Origin of the sequence: Agromyces sp. NPDC056523 (assembly GCF_042794545.1) — a bacterium.
Lineage (GTDB): Bacteria > Actinomycetota > Actinomycetes > Actinomycetales > Microbacteriaceae > Agromyces.
Window position 1 is genome coordinate 267,516 of sequence record NZ_JBHTTM010000003.1, and the last position, 14,049, is coordinate 281,564.

General features: G+C 71.1%; 12 protein-coding genes. 2 read left to right on the top strand and 10 right to left on the bottom strand.

Going from position 1 to position 14,049, the window contains the following annotated elements:
- Positions 1 to 7 precede the first annotated feature (7 nt).
- The 6 genes from hpaD to hpaH form a co-directional block, all read right to left on the bottom strand.
- On the bottom strand, positions 8 to 1,174 hold the full coding sequence (gene hpaD / locus ACFQ58_RS12140) for a 3,4-dihydroxyphenylacetate 2,3-dioxygenase (RefSeq protein ID WP_376951362.1): 1,167 nt from the start codon (positions 1,172 to 1,174) through the stop codon (positions 8 to 10).
- 40 nt (positions 1,175 to 1,214) lie between these two features.
- The gene (gene hpaE, locus ACFQ58_RS12145; protein WP_376951363.1) at positions 1,215 to 2,747 is read right to left on the bottom strand and encodes a 5-carboxymethyl-2-hydroxymuconate semialdehyde dehydrogenase; all 1,533 of its coding nucleotides are present in this window, start codon (positions 2,745 to 2,747) and stop codon (positions 1,215 to 1,217) included.
- A complete protein-coding gene (locus ACFQ58_RS12150) occupies positions 2,744 to 3,499 on the bottom strand; it encodes a GntR family transcriptional regulator (RefSeq protein WP_376951364.1) in 756 nt (251 codons plus the stop codon). Before ACFQ58_RS12150 ends, hpaE begins: the two co-directional genes overlap by 4 nt.
- Positions 3,496 to 5,043, bottom strand: coding sequence for a fumarylacetoacetate hydrolase family protein (locus ACFQ58_RS12155; protein WP_376951365.1), 1,548 nt, complete (start codon positions 5,041 to 5,043; stop codon positions 3,496 to 3,498). Before ACFQ58_RS12155 ends, ACFQ58_RS12150 begins: the two co-directional genes overlap by 4 nt.
- Positions 5,044 to 5,106: 63 nt before the next feature.
- Positions 5,107 to 5,928, bottom strand: coding sequence for an HpcH/HpaI aldolase/citrate lyase family protein (locus ACFQ58_RS12160; protein WP_376951366.1), 822 nt, complete (start codon positions 5,926 to 5,928; stop codon positions 5,107 to 5,109).
- Positions 5,913 to 6,698 carry a 2-oxo-hept-4-ene-1,7-dioate hydratase gene (hpaH, locus tag ACFQ58_RS12165; RefSeq protein ID WP_376951367.1) on the bottom strand — a complete coding sequence of 262 codons (786 nt, stop codon included), beginning with the start codon at positions 6,696 to 6,698 and terminating at the stop codon, positions 5,913 to 5,915. Before hpaH ends, ACFQ58_RS12160 begins: the two co-directional genes overlap by 16 nt.
- Positions 6,699 to 6,856: 158 nt before the next feature.
- On the opposite strand from hpaH, the gene ACFQ58_RS12170 reads away from it, so the two are divergent.
- Positions 6,857 to 8,236 carry an MFS transporter gene (locus tag ACFQ58_RS12170; protein ID WP_376951368.1) on the top strand — a complete coding sequence of 460 codons (1,380 nt, stop codon included), beginning with the start codon at positions 6,857 to 6,859 and terminating at the stop codon, positions 8,234 to 8,236.
- A 62-nt stretch (positions 8,237 to 8,298) separates the two neighbouring features.
- On the opposite strand, the gene ACFQ58_RS12175 is transcribed toward ACFQ58_RS12170, so the two are convergent.
- The 3 genes from ACFQ58_RS12175 to ACFQ58_RS12185 all read right to left on the bottom strand — a co-directional run bounded on the left by ACFQ58_RS12175 (position 8,299) and on the right by ACFQ58_RS12185 (position 11,672).
- Positions 8,299 to 8,841, bottom strand: a complete 543-nt coding sequence (locus ACFQ58_RS12175; RefSeq protein WP_376951369.1) for a putative immunity protein — start codon at positions 8,839 to 8,841, stop codon at positions 8,299 to 8,301.
- Positions 8,842 to 8,892: 51 nt separating this feature from the next.
- Positions 8,893 to 10,560, bottom strand: a complete 1,668-nt coding sequence (locus ACFQ58_RS12180) for a thiamine pyrophosphate-binding protein (RefSeq protein ID WP_376951370.1) — start codon at positions 10,558 to 10,560, stop codon at positions 8,893 to 8,895.
- A 149-nt stretch (positions 10,561 to 10,709) separates the two neighbouring features.
- Positions 10,710 to 11,672 carry a helix-turn-helix domain-containing protein gene (locus ACFQ58_RS12185; RefSeq protein ID WP_376951371.1) on the bottom strand — a complete coding sequence of 321 codons (963 nt, stop codon included), beginning with the start codon at positions 11,670 to 11,672 and terminating at the stop codon, positions 10,710 to 10,712.
- 210 nt (positions 11,673 to 11,882) lie between these two features.
- Between ACFQ58_RS12185 and ACFQ58_RS12190 the strand changes: the two genes are divergently transcribed.
- Complete coding sequence (locus ACFQ58_RS12190) at positions 11,883 to 13,421, top strand: APC family permease (protein WP_376951372.1); 1,539 nt, start codon at positions 11,883 to 11,885, stop codon at positions 13,419 to 13,421.
- On the opposite strand, the gene ACFQ58_RS12195 is transcribed toward ACFQ58_RS12190, so the two are convergent.
- Complete coding sequence (locus tag ACFQ58_RS12195; protein ID WP_376951373.1) at positions 13,418 to 13,996, bottom strand: hypothetical protein; 579 nt, start codon at positions 13,994 to 13,996, stop codon at positions 13,418 to 13,420. The two genes, ACFQ58_RS12190 and ACFQ58_RS12195, sit on opposite strands and share 4 nt — an antisense overlap.
- Positions 13,997 to 14,049: the final 53 nt, after the last annotated feature.

The following is a 14,049-nucleotide window of genomic DNA, read 5'->3' on the forward strand; positions in this document are numbered from 1 at the left end:
CAGCGCGTCAGAGCTGGTTGCCGAGCTTGTACTCGCCCTGCTTCCATTCGGGCATCGAGCCCTCGCCGTCGTCGTGCCGCGTGTACGAGAACCCGTCGGCGCCGATGGTGACGGCCATCTCGCTCGCGTCGGTCCGGGCGACGACCTCCTTGGGGTTGCCGTCGAGGTCGAGCACGAGCGACGCCTCGGTGTACCACGACGGCACGACGGGGTTGCCCCACCAGTCGCGGCGCTGGTTGTCGTGCACGTCCCACGTCACCACGGGGTTGTCGGGGTCGCCCGTGTAGTAGTCCTGCGTGTAGATCTCGACGCGGTGCCCGTCGGGGTCGCGCAGGTAGAGGTAGAACGCGTTCGAGACGCCGTGACGGCCCGGTCCGCGCTCGATGCGATCCGACATCCGGAGCGCGCCCAGCTTGTCGCAGATCGCGAGGATGTTGTGCTTCTCGTGCGTCGAGAACGCGACGTGGTGCATGCGCGGGCCGTCGCCGCCGGTCATGGCGGTGTCGTGCACGGTGGGCTTGCGGCGCATCCACGCCGCGTAGACCGTGCCCTCGTCGTCCTGGATGTCCTCGGTCACGCGGAAGCCGAGGTCCTGCATGAACGCGACCGCACGGGGCACGTCGGGCGTGACCTGGTTGAAGTGGTCGAGGCGGACGAGCGCGCCGGGCGTGTAGAGGTCGTAGCGCCAGGCGAGGCGCTCGACGTGCTCGACGTCGTGGAAGAACTCGTACGGGAAGCCCAGCGGGTCCTCGACGCGCACCGACTCGCCGATGCCCTTCGTGAAGCCCTCCGCACGGCGTTCGACGCGGCATCCGAGCTCGGTGTAGAACGCGACGGCCTTGTCGAGGTCCTCGGGCGTGCGCACGCGGTACGAGAACGCGGCGACCGCCGCGACCGGACCCTTGCGCAGCACGAGGTTGTGGTGGATGAACTCCTCGAGCGAGCGCAGGTAGACCGTGTCCTCGGTCTCCTCGGTCACGACGAGGTCGAGCACGTCGACGTAGAACCTGCGGCTGGCCTCGAGGTCGGTCACCACGAGCTCCATGTACGCGCAGCGCAGGATGTCGGGCGCCGGCGCCGACGGGGTGGGGATGGGGTTGTCGGTGTGGATCGGCGCCTCCTGGCTCACGTAGAAGCCCGAGGAGGTCAACGTCTTGTCGTCGCGGTTGGTCATGTCAGCGTCCTTGCCTGGGGTGGGTCGATGGGATGGCGCGTCAGCGCGGGTCCGGGTCGTCGAGGTCGGTCTCGTGGTGCTCCTGCTTGCCGAACGTGGGGTTGTGCACGGCACCGAGGGTGATGTGCACCGCCTGCTGGTCGGTGTAGAAGTCGATGGAGCGGTAGCCGCCCTCGTGGCCGAGCCCGGAGGCCTTCACGCCGCCGAACGGCGTGCGCAGGTCGCGCACGTTGTTCGAGTTCAGCCACACCATGCCGGCCTCGACGGCCTGCGAGAAGTTGTGGGCGCGCTTGAGGTCGTTGGTCCAGATATAGGCGGCGAGGCCGTACTTCACGCCGTTCGCGAGCTCGAGCGCCTCCTCGTCGGAGTCGAACGGCGTGATCGCGACGACCGGGCCGAAGATCTCCTCCTGGAAGATGCGCGCGTTCTTCGGGACATCCGCGAACACCGTCGGGGCGACGTAGTTGCCCGTCGGGAAGCCCTCGGGCCGGCCGCCGCCCGCGACGAGGCGGCCCTCGGCCTTGCCGATCTCGACGTAGCTCATGACCTTCTCGTAGTGCTCGGGGTGCACGAGCGCGCCGACCTCGGTCTTCGGGTCGTGCGGGTCGCCCACCACGACGCGCTTGGCCTGCGCGGCGTACTTCTCGACGAACTCGTCGTAGATCGGGCGCTCGACGAGGATGCGGCTGCCCGCGGTGCAGCGTTCGCCGTTCAGCGAGAACACGCCGAAGATCGTGGCGTCGACGGCCGCGTCGAGGTCGGCGTCGGCGAACACGACGGCCGGGCTCTTGCCGCCGAGCTCCATCGAGAGGCCCTTGAGGAACGGCGCGGCGTTGCCGAAGATGACCTGCCCGGTGCGGCTCTCGCCCGTGAACGAGATGAGCGGCACATCCGGATGCTTCACCAAGGCGTCGCCCGCCTCCTCGCCGAGGCCGTTGACGAGGTTGAAGACGCCCTTCGGCAGCCCCGCCTCCTCGAAGATTCCGGCCCAGAGCGACGCCGAGAGCGGCGTGAACTCGGCGGGCTTCAGCACCACCGTGTTGCCGGTGGCGAGCGCGGGGCCGAGCTTCCACGATTCGAGCATGAAGGGCGTGTTCCACGGCGTGATCAGGCCGGCGACGCCGATCGGCTTGCGGTTCACGTAGTTGATCTGGCGGCCGGGCACCTTGTAGGTGTCGTCGGCCTGCGCCACGATCAGGTCGGCGAAGAACCGGAAGTTCTCGGCGGCACGGCGCGCCTGGCCGAGCGCCTGCGTGATCGGCAGTCCCGAATCGAAGGACTCGAGCTCGGCGAGCTGCGCGTCGCGCGACTCGACGATGTCGGCGATGCGGTGCAGCACGCGCGAGCGCTCGCGCGGCAGCATCCGCGGCCACGGCCCCTCACGGAACGCGCGCGAGGCGGCCTCGACCGCGCGGTCGATGTCGGCCTTCTGCCCGGCGGCCGCCTGCACGTACGTCTCGTTGCTCACCGGGTCGAGCACGTCGAACGTCTCGCCGCCGATCGAGTCGACGAACTCGCCGTCGACGTAGTGGCGGATGCGGTCGGGCAGGCCCTCGGGGATGTGGTGGGTCATGCGATCTGTGCCTCCTGGCTCGAAGCGGATGCCGCGGCAGCGGCGCCGGGCTCGGGAACGGGTTCGGTCGTCGTGCGCGCCGACGCGGCATCCGTCGGCGGCTTGTGCTCGGACTGGTACGAGAGGACCGCGTCGAGCGTGGCGGTGCGGTGCTCGCGCGCGGCGAGCTCGATCTCGAGCGCCGGCGCGCCCTGCTCGATGAGGTCGATGATGCGGGCGTGCTCCTCGACGGACTCACGCGCACGGCCGGGCACGAAGCTGAACGACGAGTCGCGAAGCACGCGCATGCGGTTCCAGCCGCGGTGCACGAGATCGAGCACGTGCGGGTTCGGGCACTCCTCGAACAGCACGGCGTGGAACTGCCGGTTGAGCTCGGTGAAGCGGTGCGGGTCGAAGTCGTCGAGCGTGCGTCGCATCCGCTCGTTGACCTCTCGCGCCCGCACGAGGTGGTCGGGCGTGAGGTGCGGCGCCGACAGGCTCGTCGCGAAGCCCTCGACGAGCGCCAGCGTCTGCATGGTGTGCAGGTACTCGGTCTCCTGCTGGAGCGCGACCTGCGCGCCGACGTTGCGGACGAAGGTCACGAGTCCCTCGGCCTCGAGGCGGCGGATGGCCTCGCGCACGGGCACCACCGACACGTCGAGCTCGGATGCGATCTGCGCGAGCACGAGCCGGTAGCCGGGCACGTAACGGCCGTCGTCGATGCGCTCGCGCAGGAAGCGGTAGGCGCGCTCGGACTTGCTCTCGGCGCTCATCGGCCTTCCTCCGGTTCCTGAGCCTGTCGAACGGTCGCCTCGAAGCGGCGGCGCCAGTCGGCGTTCATGGGGAACAGGCCGTCGACGGACTCGCCGCGCGCGACCTGCTCGGCGATCCACGCGTCCTCGCGCTCCTGCGCCTCGGTCTCGGCGAGGACCTCCTCGACGAGCGCCGGCGGGATCACGATGACGCCGTCGCCATCGCCCACGATGACGTCGCCGGGCTGCACGGCCGCGCCGCCGCACGCGATCGTGACGTCGGTCTCCCACGGCACGTGGCGTCGGCCGAGCACCGCTGGGTGGGGCCCCTGCGAGAAGACGGGGAGCCCGATCTCGGCGACGGCGTCGGCGTCGCGGACGCCGCCGTCGGTCACGACGCCGGCCGCCCCGCGGAACTTCGCGCGCAGGGCGAGCACGTCGCCGACGGTGCCCGTGCGGCGCTCGCCGCGGGCCTCGACGACGAGCACCTCGCCGGGCTCGACGGTGTCGAACGCGCGCTTCTGTGCGTTGAAGCCGCCGCCGTGCGAGGCGAAGAGGTCGGGCCGGAACGGGATGAAGCGGAGCGTCTTCGCACGGCCGACCAGGCGCTGGCCGGGGCGGAGCGCGTGGACGCCCTCGATGACCACGTCGTGGTAGCCGCGCTTGCGGAGCGCGACGGAGAGGGTCGCGACGCCGACGCGACCGAGGCGCTCGCGGAGCTCGTCGCTCAGCTCGAACGTCTGTGAGGGTCGAGGAATCGCGTCAGCGCCGTCTCGAGACCCGGCGTCGCCCGGCGCCGTCGCGCGCCCCGCCGCGACTGCCGCCGCGAGCTCCTCCTCGGAGCCCCATGCCTCGACGCGCTGCAGGTCGTCGACGGCGGGCTTGGTGCCGTGGTCGCCGAACGGCTCGGCTCCCTGGGAGATGCGCGTGACGAGCCGGCCGGAGCTCGGCGAGCCCGCGGCATCAGGTGCGTCGACCTCGACCTCGACGACGTCGCCGGGGACGACGACGGACGAGCCCGCGGGCGTGCCGGTGAGGATCACGTCGCCGCTCTCGAGCGTCATCAGCTGCGAGAGGTCGGCGATGAGCTGGGAGAACGGGAACAGCAGGGTGTCGCTCGTGTCGTCCTGCACGAGCTCGCCGTTCACCCACGTGCGGACGCGCAGCGCGTCGGGGGAGATGTCGGCCGCCGGGATCAGCGCGGGGCCGATCGGGGTGAAGCCGTCGCCGCCCTTCGAGCGGACGTTCGAGCCCTTGTCGGCGGCGCGGAGGTCGTAGACGCCGAAGTCGTTCGCCGCGGTGACGGCGGCGACGTGCGACCACGCGTCGCCGGGCGCGATGCGGCGGCCCGGCTCGCCGATGATCACGGCGATCTCTCCCTCGAACGCGAGCAGCTCGGTGCCGCTGGGGCGTTCGAGCGTGCCGCCGGTCGCGGCGACCGAACTGGCCGGCTTGAGGAAGTAGCTCGGTGCCGCGGGGGTGCGGCCCCGCTGCGCGGCGCGCGACGGGTAGTTCAGGTGCACGGCGATGATCTTGCCGGGCGTGGCGATGCCGTCGTTGGCCATGAGCGTCCTCGTCTCTTCGTATCTTAAATCGTATACGATCGGGTCAGGCGGTGCAAGGGTGGGCTAGTAGGAGGCGCGCGGAGCGCCATCCGGCCCGCCGTCGCTCAGCGGGATGAACCGGTCGGCGAGCGCCTCGGTGGCGCGCGCGACGAGCGCGACATCGGCCCCGACCGCCACGAAGGCGGTACCCTCGGCGAGGTACCGCTCGGCCTCCTCGGGCACGAACGCGTTGACGCCCGCGGGCTTGCCGGCCGCGGCGGCCGCGCGCAGGGCCGTGAGGACGGCCTCGACGACCTCGGGATGCGTCGGCTCCCCGAGCCGTCCCATCGACGCCGCCAGGTCGGCCGGCCCGATGAAGATCGCGTCGACGCCGTCGACCGCGAGGATCTCGTCGACCGCCGCGACGGCCGCCGCCGACTCGATCTGCACCGTGAGGCTCACGGTCGATGACGCGTTCGCCAGGTAGCCCGGAACGCGGTTCCAGCGCGACGAACGCGCGAGCGAGGCGCCGACCCCGCGCACGCCGCCGGCGGGGTAGCGGATGGCGCGCACGAGCTCTTCGGCGTGCGCCGCGCTGTCGACCATGGGTACGAGCAGGTTCTGCGCGCCGAGGTCGAGCACCTGCTTGATGATCACGGTGTCGCCGATCGGCACGCGGACGACCGGTGCGACCGGGTAGGCCGACACGGCGTACAGCTGCGCGAGGATCGACTCGAGGCCGTTGGGGGAGTGCTCGCCGTCGATGAGCACCCAGTCGACGCCGCTGCCCGCCACGAGTTCGGCCATGACCGGGCTGCCGGAGCAGACCCAGAGGCCGACGAGCGGTCGATCGGCTGCGGCGAGGCGCGCCGCGAAGGTCTCGGGCAGGTTCATGCGAATCGGCACGTGATCGCTCCCAGGGGTCCGTACTCGGCATGGACGGTGTCGCCGCGCTCGACCCACATGGGGCGGGTGAACGAGCCGGCGAGGATGATCTCGCCCGCCTCGAGCGACTGCCCGTGCTGCGCGAGCTTGTCGGCGAGCCAGGCGACGCCCATCGCGGGGTGGCCGAGCACGGCACCGGCGACGCCCGATTCCTCGATGGTCTCGTTGCGGTAGAGCAGTGCGGAGACCCAGCGCAGGTCGACCGCGTCGGGCTTGACCGGAGTGCCGCCGACGACCATGGCGCCCATCGCGGCGTTGTCGGAGATGGTGTCGACGATCGTGCGGCCCTGCATCTCGATGTGCGAGTTCAGGATCTCGAGCGCCGGCACGACGTAGGCCGTCGCGTCGAGCACGTCGAAGATCGTCGTGCCCGGGCCCGTCAGCGGCTTGGCGAGCACGAACGCGAGCTCGACCTCGATGCGCACGTTCGAGAAGCGGTCGAACTCGACCACCGCGCCGGACTCGTAGACCATGTCGTCGAGGATCACGCCGTAGTCGGGCTCGGTGATGCCGGTCGCGACCTGCATGACCTTCGACGTGAGGCCGATCTTGCGCCCGACGAGCCGTCGGCCGCGCTCGATGGCGCGGTCAGCCCAGAGCCGCTGCACGGCGTACGCGTCCTCGACGGTCATGTCGGGATTGCGCGCGGTGAGGAGCGGGACGGTCGTGCGGTCGCGATCGGCCGCGAGCAGCTCGTCGGCGATCTCGGTGATGCGTGCTGGGTCGAGCAATGTGTCTCCACTCCGTCGTCGAGGCCTCTCGTGATGCTACGCGAAAGCGTGATCACATTTGGTATCCGAAATCATATACGATAGTCTCCGAAACCTGCTCCGGACATTCGGAGCGGCATCCATCCATCCGCGGACCGACAGAGGAGTCGAATCCCGCCATGACCGCGACACCCGGCACCGAGTTCCACGCCGCGACCCGACCGCACGAGCTGCGTCGCGTCGCCTTCGCCACCGTGATCGGCACGACGATCGAGTGGTACGACTTCTTCCTCTACGCGAGCGCCGCCGCCCTCGTGTTCGGCGCCCTCTTCTTCGCGCCGGCCGGTCCGCAGTTCGCGACGATCCTGGCGTTCGCGACCGTCGGCATCAGCTTCCTGTTCCGGCCGCTGGGGGCGTTCCTCGCCGGCCACTACGGCGACAAGATCGGCCGCAAGGCGATGCTCGTGATCACGCTGATCCTCATGGGCGCGGCGACCACGCTCATCGGCGTGCTCCCGACGTACGAGCAGATCGGCATGGCCGCGCCGGTCCTGCTCATCCTGCTCCGCATCGTGCAGGGCCTCTCGACCGGCGGTGAGTGGGGCGGCGCCGTGCTCATGGCCGTCGAGCACGCGCCCGGCGGCAAGCGCGGCCGGTTCGGCGCGTTCCCGCAGATCGGCGTGCCGATCGGACTCCTCCTCGCGTCCGGGATCCTCGCGCTCATGACCGGCGTGATCTCGCCCGGTGACGCGTTCCTCGAGTGGGGCTGGCGCATCCCGTTCCTGCTGAGTTTCGTGCTCATCATCGTCGGCATCGTCGTGCGTCGGGCCGTCGACGAGAGCCCCGTGTTCCAGGAGATCGCCGCGAAGAAGGAGAAGGCCAAGACCCCGATCCTGACGCTTTTCCGCCGGCACTGGCTGCTTGTGCTGCTCGCCGCGCTCACGTTCGCCGGAAACAACGCCGCGGGCTACATGACCACGGGCGGCTACCTGCAGAACTACGCCACGACGCCCGTCGAGGACGGCGGACTCGTCGGCATGGAGCGGACACCCGTCCTGCTCGCCGTTGCCGGCGCCTCGATCGTCTGGCTGATCTGCACCTTCGCCGCGGGTATCGTGTCCGACCGCATCGGCCGCCGGAACACGTACATCATCGGCTGGATCGCGTTCCTCGCGACCGTGTTCCTGCTGTTCCCGCTCACGAACACCGGCAACCCGTGGCTGCTGTTCCTCGGCGTCTCGCTGTTCGCGATCGGCAACGGCTTCACCTACGGCCAGCAGGCGGCGTACTTCACCGAGCTGTTCCCGGCATCGATCCGCTACTCGGGCGTCTCGATCACGTACGCGATCGGCGCGATCATCGGCGGCGCGTTCGCCCCGACCATCGCCGCCTGGCTCGTGCAGTCGACCGGCACCGCGACATCCGTCGCGTTCTACATCGCCGGCGTCATGGTGATCGCGTTCATCGCGACGCTGCTGCTCCGCGACCGCACGGGCATCCCGCTCGGGCCCGACCACGAGGCCGAGCAGTCGCAGCGCCATTTCGTCTGGGAGAAGTAGGCCGGGCGAAGTTCCGAACGAGCGGATGTCGCGTACCGCAGGGCGCGCGACATCCGCTCGTTTCACGCCCCGGGCTCGCTGAGCGCGGCCTGGATCTCGCGGATGATCGACCCGAGCCTGCCTGACGCGAGCAGTCCTGCGCCGAGAGGGCCTGCGGAGTCCTCGCCCACCGGAGGCAGCTTGCGAAGCACAGACCGGGTTTCCTCGGTCAGGCGCTCGAGCTGCCAGGAGACCTCGTCCTGAACAGCCTCGGGCTGATCGGGCGCGGCGAGTCTGGCAGCGTTCGCCGCATAGGCGGCGGCGCCGAGGGCGTGCGCGCCCATGTGGGCGACGCCGGCGGCTTGGGCAGCGGCCCGGGCAGCGGCCACGGCCGCAGGAGAGCTCACCGCGTGCGCCGCTCGACCGGCGACGAACCGGCGACGGATCTCGCCGGCGGCATCCAACTCGCCGCGGGAGAAAGCTCGAGCTCGAGCGATCGCGTCGCGTGGTCGATCATCCGACGGGGCCTCGGCCTCGAACAGGCCCAGGACGCGCTCGGCACACTCCGCTGCCCACGCCGCGACGACGCGGCGGTCCGGCTCGCTCAACGACTGCGGGGACGGCATGTCAGCAGCCTTCCACATCGGCCCGCGCCCGATCCGTCGACCGGGGAGGACTCAGTCGCGGGGGAGCGAGTTCACGTGGAGGATCTCCTCCTGGTACGGCGCCGTGACCCGGTCGGAGATCCGGCAGTCGAGCAGCAGGAAGCGACGCTCATCGACCCGCTCGGTCGACCATGTCGCGAGCCGGTCGAGGTCGGCGAGCTCGCGCACGACGATCCCCTCGGCGCCCAGCGCCGTCGCCATGCCGGCGAAGTCGGTCTCGGGGATGCGCATGGGCGGCTCGGCGAGGCCCTTGCGGCCGTAGAGGTGGATCTCGGCGCCGTAGGCGGCGTCGTTCCAGACGACGGCGATGCCGCGCCCACCGGCGGTGCGCACCGCGGTCTCGAGGTCGGCGATCGCCATGAGGCCACCACCATCGCCGGTCGTGAGGACGATGGTGGACTCGGGCTTCGCGGCGGCGGCACCGGCGACGCTCGGGAAGCCGAGGCCGATCGACTGGAACGCGGTGCCGACCATCATCATGCGGTCGGGCGAGGCGACCGGCCAGTGCATGTTCGCCCAGCCGATGAAGTGCCCGCCGTCGGATACGACGACGCGGTCCCCGGGCAGCAGTTCGCCGAGGCGGGCGGCGACCGAGCGCGGATCGAGGCGACCGTCGGCCTCGATGATGCCGACGCCCGGGTCGTGCGCGCGGAGCGGCGCGAGATCGATCGACTCGCGCCATCCGGAACTCGTCGCATCGAGGGACACGAGCTCGTCGACGAGCACGCGCGCGACCACTGCCGCGTCGCCCTGGATGAAGGCGCCCACGTTCCGGTGCGTCGCCGCAGGCCCGACGTCGACCTGGGCGACGTGCGTCCCCGGCGCGAACAGCTCGCCGAAGCGCATCGTGAACTGGTTGAGCGAGGCGCCGAAGACGACGGCGACGTCGGCCTCGCGGATGAGCTCCATCGCGCCCTCGGCGCCGAAGCCGCCCGTCACGCCGAGGTCGTAGCCTCCGGCGGGGAAGACGCCGCGCCCGAGCGCGGTGGTCGCGGTGACGGCGCCGGTCGCGTCGGCGAGTGCGCCGAGCGCCTCGCCGGCGCCGGCGAGCCAGGCGCCGCGGCCGGCGATGAGCAGCGGATGGCGCGCGCCCGCGAGTGCCCGCGCGAGATCGGCGATCGCACGCCGGGCGAACGGGCCGCGCGGCGCCAGCGGTCCAGGCAGGTTCGGCTGGGGCGTGGGCGGCACGTCGCCGGCCTCGAGCGCGGCGACGTCGTACGGGATCGCGAGCACGGTGGGCACGCGGTAGGTCAGGGCGTGCTCGAGCGCGATGACCGTCGTCGCCGCGGCATCCGTTCGGCCCACGGTATAGGTGCGGCCGCCGACGGCCGAGGCGAGCGCGATCTGGTCCACATCCCACGGGCGCGGGCCCGACGTCGGCTCGTCGCCCACGACGAGCACGAGCGGCACGCGCGCCTGCACGGCCTCGGCGAGCGCGGTCAGGGTGTTGGTGAAACCGGCGCCGTACGTCGCGGTCGCCGCGGCGAGCCGGTTCGAGGCGCGGAAGTGCGCGTCGGCCGCGACCACACCGCCGGCCTCGTGACGCACCGCGGTGAAGGTCGCGTCGGTGTCGCGCTCGAGCGCGTCGAGGAAGTACGCGTTGCCGTTGCCCATGACGCCGAAGACGTGGTCGACGTGGGCGGCGAGGGTGCGGGCGACGTGCGCGGAGACGGTGGGCATGGCGAAGCCTTTCGAGACGAGACGGATGTCGTGCTTCCGTATGTGTCTCGCGGCCGACGCCGGCATCGGCGACGCTTCGCGCCCATTTTTCGAGCGCCGGCGCCACCTCGGACGAGGGGTGCCTGGACGCTGCCGAGTATACCGGCGGGTCAGCCCGCGAGCGCCCGCGCGCGCACGGCCGACGGCGGCTCGCCGAACTCGGCGCGGAACGCGCGGCTGAAGTGCGCGGCATCCGGGAACCCCCAGCGGGCTGCGACCTCGCTCACCGGCCGCTGCGCGGCGAGCGGGTCGACCAGCTCGCGGCGGCACCGGTCGAGGCGCCGAGCGCGGATCCAGCTCGAGACCGTGAGGCCCTCCTCGTGGAAGATCGCGTGCAGGTGACGCGTCGAGATGAAGTGCGCGGCCGCGATCGTCGAGGGGTTCAGGTCGGGCAGCGGCAGGTGCTCGTCGATGTAGGCCTGCACGCGGCGCACCACCGGCCGGTGCGGCTTGTCGGCGTCGCGCGCGACGTCGAGCTGCTGGGCGTACATCGTCGTGACGAGGTCGACCGCGTTGCGCGCGAGCCGAGCGCCCACCGGGCCGTCGAGCTGGTCGAGCTGCCCTGCGAGGCCGCCGAGGAAGCCCGAGACGACGCGTGCGAGGCCCTCCTCGCCCGGGAGCGTCGTCGCGGTCATGCCGCGCACCGCCTCGGTGGGGAGTTCGATGAGCCGGTGCGGCACCATGAGCACAGCCGTGCTGAAGCGCTCCTCGAACACGAGCGAATACGGGGTGTTCGTGTCGTAGATGGCGAGGTCGCCGGGGCGCACGACCGCCTCGCGTCCGTCCTGGATCAGGAGCCCCGTGCCCGACAGCTGCAGCCCGAGCTTGAAGTACCGCTGCTCCTTGCGGGCCACGAGGGCGGGCGTGCGCTGGATGTCGTGGGCATCGGCGGTGACGACCGACAGGTGCACGTCGTCGGATGCCGCGGTGCGCACCTCGCCGCGGAACGGCTCGGGCCGGTCGGAATGGACGCGCAGCGGCACGAACGACTGCGACACGATCGCGCTGAACTCCGTGAAGTCGAGCGGCGCGGTCGTGATGTCGGCGGCGGATGTCTCGGGGACGTGGGGCACGGCGTGACCTCGGTCTTCCTCCGGACGTCCTCGTCCGGCACAGGTTGGGTAAGTCTACGCCTGTAGGGCTAAGAGCGACAGGCGAGCCGTGCATCCGAGGACAAGCGGCGTTCGCGCTCGGACAACCCGCCGCCGAGGTGCGCGACGATGATGACGGGCATCGTGCGAGGCTGCCCCGGCTTCGCTCCGACCTGACGAAGGGTTCCTGCCATGACCTCAGCGCCGACGATGCCGCCGCCGACGACCACCGGTGACCTCGGTCACCGCCGCCTCGGCGTGCCATCCGTCACCTTCATGATCATCGCGGCCTCGGCGCCGCTCACGGTCGTCGCGGGCGGCGTGACCACGACCTTCGCGGTGACGGGTGTCATCGGCGTGCCGCTCTCGTTCATCCTGCTGGCGGCCGCGCTCGCCGTGTTCGCGGTCGGCTACGCGGCGATGAGCCGATTCGTGACGAACGCCGGCGCCTTCTACGCGTACATCGCGCAGGGCCTCGGCCGGCCGTTCGGCGTGGGCGCGTCGCTCGTCGCACTGGTGGCCTACAACGCCATGCAGATCGGCATCTACGGCTTGTTCGGGTTCCAGGCCTCGATGTTCCTCGAGGCGAAGTTCGGCATCGTCACGCCCTGGTGGCTGTGGATCCTGGTCTGCATCGTGATCGTCGGCATCCTCGGCGTGAACCGCGTGGACCTCTCGGCGAAGGTGCTCGGCGCGCTCGTCGCACTCGAGTTCGTCGCCGTGCTCGTGTTCGACCTCGTGTCGCTCGCGGTTGCGCCCGAGGGGCTCAGCACCGCGTCGCTGCAGCCCGCGAACCTCTTCGTGCCCGGCGTCGGCGCCGTGCTCGCGTTCGGCATCGCCGCGTTCATGGGCTTCGAGTCGGCCGCCATCTACGGCGAGGAGGCGAAGGACCCCAAGCGCACGGTCGCCCGGGCCACGTACTCGGCCGTCGCGATCATCGGCGTGTTCTACGCGTTCAGCGCGTGGGCGTTCACCGTGGGCATCGGCCCGTCGCAGATCGTCGAGGCGTCGGCCACGGCCGGACCCGACCTCATGTTCGCGCTCATGGGCGAGCACGCCCCGATGATCATCAGCGACATCATGCAGGTGCTCTTCCTCACGAGCCTGTTCGCGGCACTGCAGTCGTTCCACAACGCGGTCGCGCGCTACCTCTACTCGCTGGGTCGTGAGGGCGTGCTGCACCGCGGGCTCGGCGCGGTTCGGTCCGGATCGCGCGCACCGTGGGCGGGGTCGGTCGCCCAGAGCGTCATCGCGCTCGTCGTGACGCTCGCGTTCGTCGTCGCGGGCGAGGGCCTCGGACTCGAGGCCGACTTCGCGCCGGTCGAGTTCCTCTACCCGGTGCTGACCATGTTCACGTGGCTCACGAACACAGGCGCGATGGGGCTCGTGCTGCTCATGGGCATCATCGCGATCGCGGTCATCGGCTTCTTCCGCCGCGACCGACGCGGCGTGAGCGCCTGGGCGGCCGTCGTCGCGCCGACCATCGCCGCGATCGTGCTCTTCTCGGTGTTCGCGCTCATCGTCGCGAACTTCGACGTGCTGCTCGGCCAGACCGAGCCCTCGGCGCTCACGTTCGTGCTGCCGGCGCTGCTCATCGTCCCCGGCATCCTCGGCGTGATCTGGGCCTTCGTGCTGCGTCGCCGCGACCCCGGGCTCTACCGCAACATCGGGCACGGCATCGAGGAAGCCGAAGCGGCCGCGTTCGACCACGAGCCGCACCGCGGCATCTAGGCGAGCGCGGCGAGCAGTCCCGGAACGGCCATGGCGGCGAGCATGACGGTCGTGCTCGCCGCCTCGGCTGTGTGCCGGGCCCATCCGGATGAGTCGTGGACGGACCCGGCGCGGCGCGCCCGCCGACGCTCCCGCAGCTCGGCCGCCACGAGCCATCCGCCGAAGGCCGTCATCACCAGCGTCGCCACCACGAAGGGGAGGCCGGCGTCGGCGTGCGTGTGGCCGGTCGCGGAGGGTGCGGCGCCCGATCCACGGCCGGCGGCGACGAACGCCCAGGCGCCGACGATGAACGCGAGCGCCCGGTACAGCGCGTGGCCGCGACGCCCGGCGGAGAGTGCGGGCTGGGTCGCGGCGCGAGTCGGTCGCAGGCGGGTGCCGAGCGCGATGCCGAGGCCGGCGAGCACCGCGGTCCACGCCAGTGCGGGTACGAATCGGGTGAACGCCATGTCGGTCATCGCGACGAGCATGGCCGCGGATGCCGCGAGGTCGAGTGCCGTGCGACGGCCGCCGCCGACCGCGCAGGCCGCACCCCCCAGTGCGCCGATCAGCATCGCGCCGTGTGCGAGTTCGCTCATCTCCGGACTTCCCTGTCTCGTGATTGCGAGCTATATTACTCAACAAACGTAGA

Coding starts and splice junctions, on each gene's coding strand:
- hpaD (WP_376951362.1), bottom strand. CDS start 1,174: ATGACCAACCGCGACGACAAGACGTTGACCTCCTCGGGCTTCTACGTG.
- ACFQ58_RS12180 (WP_376951370.1), bottom strand. CDS start 10,560: ATGCCCACCGTCTCCGCGCACGTCGCCCGCACCCTCGCCGCCCACGTC.
- ACFQ58_RS12170 (WP_376951368.1), top strand. CDS start 6,857: ATGACCGCGACACCCGGCACCGAGTTCCACGCCGCGACCCGACCGCAC.
- ACFQ58_RS12155 (WP_376951365.1), bottom strand. CDS start 5,043: ATGGCCAACGACGGCATCGCCACGCCCGGCAAGATCATCGCCGTGCAC.
- ACFQ58_RS12190 (WP_376951372.1), top strand. CDS start 11,883: ATGACCTCAGCGCCGACGATGCCGCCGCCGACGACCACCGGTGACCTC.
- ACFQ58_RS12195 (WP_376951373.1), bottom strand. CDS start 13,996: ATGAGCGAACTCGCACACGGCGCGATGCTGATCGGCGCACTGGGGGGT.
- ACFQ58_RS12150 (WP_376951364.1), bottom strand. CDS start 3,499: ATGAGCGCCGAGAGCAAGTCCGAGCGCGCCTACCGCTTCCTGCGCGAG.
- ACFQ58_RS12175 (WP_376951369.1), bottom strand. CDS start 8,841: ATGCCGTCCCCGCAGTCGTTGAGCGAGCCGGACCGCCGCGTCGTCGCG.
- hpaE (WP_376951363.1), bottom strand. CDS start 2,747: ATGACCCACCACATCCCCGAGGGCCTGCCCGACCGCATCCGCCACTAC.